Origin of the sequence: Marinobacter sp. G11, assembly GCF_021282325.1 — a bacterium.
Lineage (GTDB): Bacteria > Pseudomonadota > Gammaproteobacteria > Pseudomonadales > Oleiphilaceae > Marinobacter > Marinobacter vinifirmus.
Map to the genome: position 1 here is coordinate 1 of NZ_JAJSPB010000085.1, position 1,658 is coordinate 1,658.

General features: G+C 58.4%; 1 protein-coding gene. It reads right to left on the reverse strand.

All coding sequences use genetic code 11. The annotated features are described in order from the left end of the window. Positions 1 to 229: 229 nt before the first annotated feature. Complete coding sequence (locus LWH94_RS19085) at positions 230 to 1,546, reverse strand: IS1380 family transposase (protein WP_232903295.1); 1,317 nt, start codon at positions 1,544 to 1,546, stop codon at positions 230 to 232. Positions 1,547 to 1,658: the final 112 nt, after the last annotated feature.

Below are 1,658 nucleotides of genomic sequence, written 5' to 3' on the forward strand. Positions count from 1 at the left end.
CCTGAATCAGTGACTTTGCAGGCCAGTATACTCCGCAAAGCGCCATCGGCGCTAACGGGAGCCATCACTTGGTCAAAAGCAGGTTGATAATGCCGGAACGTGCAGTCTGACGTCGATCAGCGGCCAAATTTGGGCGCGTTTTGATCAACTTCTGGTCGTCAGGCAATAGCGGGTTGCCCCGGGCTGGTTTTCCGGGTGGCTTTAAGGTAGCGGCTGTTGTCGGACTTGCTTAACCGGAGGCGGCAAGGCTTCCATAGAGGTCGCGGTAAACGGCAAAGCCCGGACAGTGCCGACCAAAGCGCAGAATCCACTGCCGGCCGCTGTGCACCAGGCGGCAGGCCATGGTCATCAGTTCCTGCATCACCGTTCTCAGGCGGCGGCGCTTGGCCGGATGGCGCACTGGCGCATCTGGGGCGGTCAGTCTCAGGCCCATCCAGCGCAGCACGTTGTAACCCATGGTGGCGAAGGCCATGACCAGGTTGTTGGTGTCGAACTTGCCGGAGGGCAGGCGCTCCAGGTCCAGGTCGGTCTTGAACTCGCTGTGAAATTGTTCACTGGTGGCATGGTCGCTGTACAGCGCCATGACTTGTTGGTCACTGACCTCGTCGACTGGTAAGGAAGTAATCCAGCCTTCGATGCTAACTTCTGGCTCCAGGTACAGCTGACCGGAGGCATCGCTGGTGCGAACGGTGACCTTGACGATGCGACGCAGGCCGGGTTCATCGGGAAGGTCTTCTGACAGAACCGCTTCCATCTTGCCGTCGCGGTCCAGCGACCAGACTTCCTTGGCCTGGGCCTTGTTTGCCCAAGCCAAGGGATCCTGCTTGCGAGGGTTCCACTTGATCAGGAAGTCGATCTGGTCCTGCTCGCGCAGGAAGTCGCGATTGTCACGGGCATCGTGTGCACTGTCCAGACGCAGCAGGATGGGCTTGTCCGTCAGTGACCGGGCCCGGGGCAAAACCCGTTTGAGGGTATCCAGAAAACCGTTATTGGCGTGCTGGCTGCCAGGGCGTAGCTCGCAACCCAGGCACCAGCCTTCCTGGCCCAGATACGCGGCAATGGGTGCATAGCCGTCGTAACCCTTGTAGGTGTAGCTGACACCCTCTTTATGGGTCTGGCTGTTGTCCATGGGAAAGACATCCATATCCAGGGCAACATGGCCCATCGCCAGTGGTGACACCGGCGCTTCGACGGACTGAAGAAATTCAACGCTGGCATCCTCCAGCAATGGCGTCAGGGCTTGGGCATCTTCATCAAATCGCTGGCGCAAACGGGCTGAAGATGGCGACTGCTTGATGCCCATCGCCGATTTGAAGAACGGATCTGTTCGTACCGGCTCGGCCGCCTCGAAATCGCTCTTGCCCAGCGTGATCAGGCCCAGGTAGGTGCGGATCAGCTCAATGTTCGGAATACCGTGCCGCTTGACGACTGTGCGAGCGGTTTTGATCAGCGACGTGTGCCGGTTCAGGCAGTGGCCCACCAGGGCCAGTCCGCCGTGGGGTGTATAGACTTCGGTTCGGGATTGCTGGAGAGTGAAAGTACGCATGAACTAAATGCACTGACTGGGTGAATGGATGTCAGGTGCTATTATATCGCCCAAGGCTTTGTTATTGCAGGCTTTGGATACAGTTTCAGCCGGTTGAACTCACGGATTCAGG